Consider the following 4,860-nt stretch of genomic DNA (forward strand, 5'->3'; position numbering starts at 1 on the left):
GTGGCGCCATGCTCAAAGGCTTGCGACAGCGCGCGCGCCGCATCGCTGTGCAGCGCCATCACCAGCACGCCGCAGGTGCCCTTGTCCAGCCGGTGCACTGGGAACACATGCTGGCCCAGCTGGTCGCGCAGGGTCTGCATCACAAACCGCGTCTCGCCCGCATCCAGGCCCGTGCGGTGCACCAGCCAGCCGGCGGGCTTGTACACGGCCACCAGGTGCTCGTCGCGCCAGAGGATGTGCAGGGGAGGGTGCATGAAGGAGTTCGCAGCCGCCGAGACAGGCCGAAGGAGATAGGGGAAGGCGCGGATTGTGCCGCACGCGCCGCTGCCTACACTGGCCCCGTTCAACCCTTGCAAAGGATGCCCAGGTATGTCCGCTGGAGACTGGAAAGACATGTACGCCGCCGCCGTGGCGGGCGACCTGGCGCTGGTGCGCCACCACATCAGCGCGGGTGTGAACCCCAATTACCAGCATCCCGAGATTCTGTGCACCCCGCTGGTGGCCAGCCTGATCCATGGGCACGACGCCATCGCGCACTACTTGCTGGCCCATGGCGCCGACCCCATGTTGCGCTCCGACTTTGACGACATGACCCCGCTGGAGGCTGCGCGCCGCTACCGGCGGACTGGGTTCATCGCCTTGCTGGAGGCAAAGGGCGCCAAGGAAGGCCGCAAGCCTTTCTGGTGGCGCTGGTTGCCGGTTTGAGGAGCTGTTCAGATGGGGGGCGTGGGGTTCTGATGCCCCGGCGACAATTGGGGGTCATGACGAAGAAAACCATACTCCCCCTGCAACTGCTGGTTGCACCCGACAAGAACGATCCCAAGCCGCTCATCCTGTACCACGGGCGCAACTGCCCCGATGGCTTTGGAGCGGCGCTGGCCGCATGGCTGTACTACGGCGATAGCGCCGAATACCGGGGCCTGGACCATGGCGATGTGCTCTCGGTGGACGACCTGCCGCCCGTGGCGGGCCGCACCGTGTACATCCTCGACTTCTCGTTTTCGGCCGAGATCCTGCAGGCCATCGACGAGCGCGCCGCCAAGCTGGTGATGCTGGACCACCACAAGAGCGCGGCCGAAAAGCTCACCGGCTTTGCCTGCCGCTGCGGTGTGGTGCACTTTGACATGAACAAGTCGGGCGCGCGCCTGGCGTGGGAGTTCTTTCATCCGCACGAACCTATTCCCGCACTGCTCCAGTACGTGGAAGACCGCGACATCTGGAAGTGGGAGTTTGCCGAGAGCGCCGCCTTCCTGTCGGCCCTCGATATGGAAGAGCAGGGCTTTGAGCGCTGGCGCGAGATTGCTGGCTTCACGCCCGAGGAGCTCCAACAGTTCATGGCGCGCGGCGCGGCCATGGACGAGAAGTACAAAAAGCTCTGTGCCAACATTGCCGAGGGCGCTCAGCCCCTGGTGTTCAACGGCATTGCGGGCCTGATGGTGAATGCGCCCGGCATGTTCCACAGCTTGGTGGGCGACATGCTCTCAGCCAAAACCGGCACCTTCGCGTTGATGTGGAGTGCGGGCGAAAAAGGCGTGAAGGTGGGGTTGCGTGCGCAGCGCAATTTCGACTGCATCGCGCTGGCCGAAAGCATGGGCGGCGGCGGCCATGCCCAGGCCTGCGGCTTCAAGATGAAGGTGGAGCGCCTGCCCGAGCTGCTCTCGGGCACCTTCAACGCCTGAAGCAGGGGCCGATTTTGAATAAAAATCGGCCTTTCCGCGCTATGGGTAAGCCTTTGTTGCTATTAAATATGAAGCAATGAATCCAGGCTATACCAATCGCAAGTCCGTCCCCTTCGTTCTCGGAAACACCCGCGCCACGGCGGCCGCGTTCAGCCCGTACATCCGCGCAAACAACCCGCCCAGCACGGCACGGTAGTCGTTGAGCACGGGGTAGTCGCGGTTCTGGAACAGCGTGCTTGCGTTCAGGTTTTGCTGTTCGCCAGCGACGCGGCCGCCGCTCAATCCGCCGCCCAGCACCCAGAACACGGTGCCGTGGCCGTGGTCGGTGCCCCGGTTGCCGTTCTCGCGGAAGGTGCGGCCAAACTCGCTGACCACCACGACCACGGTGGATTTCCACGCCGGGCCCATCTCGTCGGCAAACCCCGCCAGGCCCCGGCCCAGTTCTTCAAAACGGTTGGCCAGTGCGCCCGTGGCCGCGCCCTGGCCTACATGGGTGTCCCAGCCGCCGACGTCCACAAAGCCGATCTGGTAGCGCGCCTGCATCAGCCGCGCCATGCGCCGGGCCGTGCCTTCAAAGCCCTTGGTGCTGAGCGCGTTGCGGCTGGCGGCCTCCATCTCGCCTTGCATGGTGCGGGCGACTTCTTCGCGCGTGGCAAAACCCTCGGCCACGGGTGCGGCCAGCGGCGTGCCCCGGTACATGGACTCGATGAGCTGGGCTTGCCGCGCGTCCACGCCGCCGCGGCCTGCGCCCGCGCTGAGCAGGGTGTTGGGCACGTCCACAGCGCCGCGCAACACCAGGGGCAGAGTGCTGGTAAAGGCCATGGGTTGCAGCATGACCGTGGCCGGTGTGTTGTTGCCGGTGCGCGGGTTCAGCTCGGCCACCAGCCGGTTCAGGAAACCCGAGCGGTAGTCGCGCCGCCCGCCCACGGGTTGGCCCAGCTCCATGCTGTCTTGCGTGTCGAAGTGGCTGCGAGAAAGGTCGTCCGTGCCCGCAAAGGGCACAAAGGCCAATTGGCGCTGCTGGTAGAGCGGCAGCATGGAATCGGCCAGTACCGGGTGCAGGCCCCAATCGGCCGTGAGCGGCAGCGCGCCGCCGTCCTGCCCGGGGCGGGGGATGGCGATGTTGGGCCGCGTCTCGTAGTAATAGCTGCTTGCCGTGGGCACCAGCAGGCTGGCGCAGTCATAGCCACCACGCAGGAAAACGAGCAGAAAACGCGCATCCTGCGCGCCGGGGGCAGCCATTGCGCTGGCGCTGTGCATGCCGAGTGCGCTGGCGCCCAGGGCTTGAAGAAGGTGTCGTCTGTGCAACATGGACCTGTCCTTTCATTCGCGCTCGCGCACACCATCGACTGCTGCGCATGAGCTTGCGCGGCCTAAGCCATGGCAGCCGTGCAAGGGCCGCCCCGCCGCACGGGCTGCGTCCCCCTTCCCGAATTGCGGAGCAATTCGAGAGAAGGGGGAAGGCGCGAAGCGACTCAGGGGGATGTACTCCATCTTGTCTCAGCCGTGCATGAACTCGGGGGACGCCAGGAACAGCAGGTTCCACTCGCGGGCAGAGGTGGCCTGTGCCAGCGCATTGCGTGTGGCGGCAGACCAGGTGGGCTGCAGGGTGCGTACATAGGCACTTTCTGCCAGCGCAGGGGGCGTGCGCTGCGCAGGGGCCGATTCGGCCATCTTCATCTCTTTATCTCGCTGGGCAGGTAGGGGGGGAGTGGCAGCCCCCGCCCCCGCCCCAATGGCGCGGGCGATCTCGAAGCGCGTGGACATCTGCCCCGAGCCCGCCCATGCCGCTGCGTCGAGCGGGTAGCCGTCGGGCGTTGCGCGGCCGTACAGGGGCTCGGCCAGGCGCTGCAGCCAGCCCAGTGCGGGTTCTGTGCTGGGTAGCACGGCGTCGCCATGGGCCAGCCGCAGGCTGGCCAGCACATAGTGCACCGGGTCGCGAAAGCGCTGGCCCAGCGATGCGCGAAAGTCTGGCGCGTTGAACAGCGCCTCGAGCACGGCGGCGATGTCGCCATCGGTGCGCTCGAAAGTGCGCGCCAGCATTTGCAGCAGCGCGGGTGGCGGTTTGTCGCCCACCAGAAAGAGCGCGAGCTTGCGCGTGATGAAGCGGGCCGTGGCCGGGGCGCGGGCTAGGCGGTCCAGCGCTTCGTCCACCTCGGCCAGGCCTTCTGCGCGCAGGGGCTGGCCCAGCAGCGTCTTGGACTCCCAGTCGTGCCGCTGGGGGTTGAACTCGAACAGGCCGTCGCGCACGTAGTGGCGGCGCAGCGCGGGCTTCATTTTTGGGGGCTCGTCTTCGGGTGGGCGCAACGACACCCCCACGCCGGTCAACACGCGCGCCAGCTCCTGCACGTCTTGCTGGCTGTAGCCGCCGTCCACGCCCAGGGTGTGCAGCTCCATCAGCTCGCGGGCGTAGTTCTCGTTGATGCGGCCCGCCGCGTTGCGTGCGTTGTCCAGGTAATGCAGCATGGCCGGGTGGCGCACCGTGGCGCCCAGCAGGTCACGAAAGCGGCCCAGTGCGTGGGGGCGGATGGCGCGTTCCTCATAGTCGCCCACCAGCACACGCAGGTTGCCCTTGCCCCCAAACACGCTGAAGTGGTTCATCCAGAACCAGGTCATCTTCTCGCGCAGCTGGGTGGGCGAATACAGCGCGCGCAGCACAAAACGCTCGGCCGCCTCTTGCTGCAGTGCGCGCATGTCCTGCTGCCAGGCCTTGAGGGCCGCCTTGCGACCGTCTTCGGTGGGCTGTGCCTTGGCGGTCTGGTGCTGGGCCTCCATGCGCGCGGCCAGCTCGGGCAGGGGCTCGCGGGTGATGGCCATGGCGTCGATCTGCGCCTGGGCGGCGCGCGGCAGCGTGGCGGGCGGGGGGCGCAGCTGCGCGGCCAGGTAGGCGGCAACCCCCTGCTGCGGCAGCGGCTGCGTGCCCTGGGCAGTGTTGCCCCAGGTCACGCGGTCCAGCAGGCGGGCCTGGGTGACTTCGTCGGCGCTGCTCCAGCCCGTGGCACCTGCCGGGGCGGCTGCACGCCCCAGGCCCATTGGGGCGGTGGCGACCGCACCCAGCAGGCCTGCGAGCACGGTGCGGCGGTGAACGGGGGCGGGGTGCGGGAAGGAGAGGGCGTTCATGGTGTGCGCTGGCTGCAGGCAGTGGACGCATGGTGCCCCGCTCCAACGCGCTGTGCAAGCC

The 4,860-nt window shown here is 67.3% G+C and carries 5 protein-coding genes; 2 read left to right on the forward strand and 3 right to left on the reverse strand.

The annotated features are described in order from the left end of the window. A partial coding sequence (locus DBR12_RS22985) for a pseudouridine synthase (protein WP_233244585.1) occupies positions 1-254 on the reverse strand: 254 nt, incomplete at its 3' end. A gap of 115 nt (positions 255-369) precedes the next feature. Here DBR12_RS22985 and DBR12_RS15705 point away from each other — a divergent pair. Together DBR12_RS15705 and DBR12_RS15710 are read left to right on the forward strand one after the other, a co-directional pair. Further along, a complete protein-coding gene (locus tag DBR12_RS15705) occupies positions 370-705 on the forward strand; it encodes an ankyrin repeat domain-containing protein (RefSeq protein ID WP_108618117.1) in 336 nt (111 codons plus the stop codon). Positions 706-761: 56 nt separating this feature from the next. After that, a complete protein-coding gene (locus DBR12_RS15710) occupies positions 762-1,679 on the forward strand; it encodes a DHH family phosphoesterase (protein WP_108618118.1) in 918 nt (305 codons plus the stop codon). Positions 1,680-1,766: 87 nt separating this feature from the next. Here the strand turns inward: DBR12_RS15710 and DBR12_RS15715 are convergent, their stop codons facing one another. Further along, positions 1,767-2,990 carry a DUF1501 domain-containing protein gene (locus DBR12_RS15715; protein ID WP_233244584.1) on the reverse strand — a complete coding sequence of 408 codons (1,224 nt, stop codon included), beginning with the start codon at positions 2,988-2,990 and terminating at the stop codon, positions 1,767-1,769. 189 nt (positions 2,991-3,179) lie between these two features. Continuing rightward, entirely contained in the window at positions 3,180-4,799 is a 1,620-nt protein-coding gene (locus DBR12_RS15720) for a DUF1800 domain-containing protein (protein ID WP_108618119.1), read from the reverse strand. Positions 4,800-4,860 lie beyond the last annotated feature (61 nt).

The sequence above is a fragment of the Acidovorax sp. HMWF029 genome (assembly GCF_003060895.1).
Taxonomy (GTDB): domain Bacteria; phylum Pseudomonadota; class Gammaproteobacteria; order Burkholderiales; family Burkholderiaceae_C; genus Acidovorax.

What these genes read in the sequence shown, in the direction of transcription:
- DBR12_RS15705 (WP_108618117.1), top strand. Translation starts at nt 370, where the DNA reads ATGTCCGCTGGAGACTGGAAAGACATGTACGCCGCCGCCGTGGCGGGC.
- DBR12_RS15710 (WP_108618118.1), top strand. Translation starts at nt 762, where the DNA reads ATGACGAAGAAAACCATACTCCCCCTGCAACTGCTGGTTGCACCCGAC.
- DBR12_RS15715 (WP_233244584.1), bottom strand. Translation starts at nt 2,990, where the DNA reads ATGTTGCACAGACGACACCTTCTTCAAGCCCTGGGCGCCAGCGCACTC.
- DBR12_RS15720 (WP_108618119.1), bottom strand. Translation starts at nt 4,799, where the DNA reads ATGAACGCCCTCTCCTTCCCGCACCCCGCCCCCGTTCACCGCCGCACC.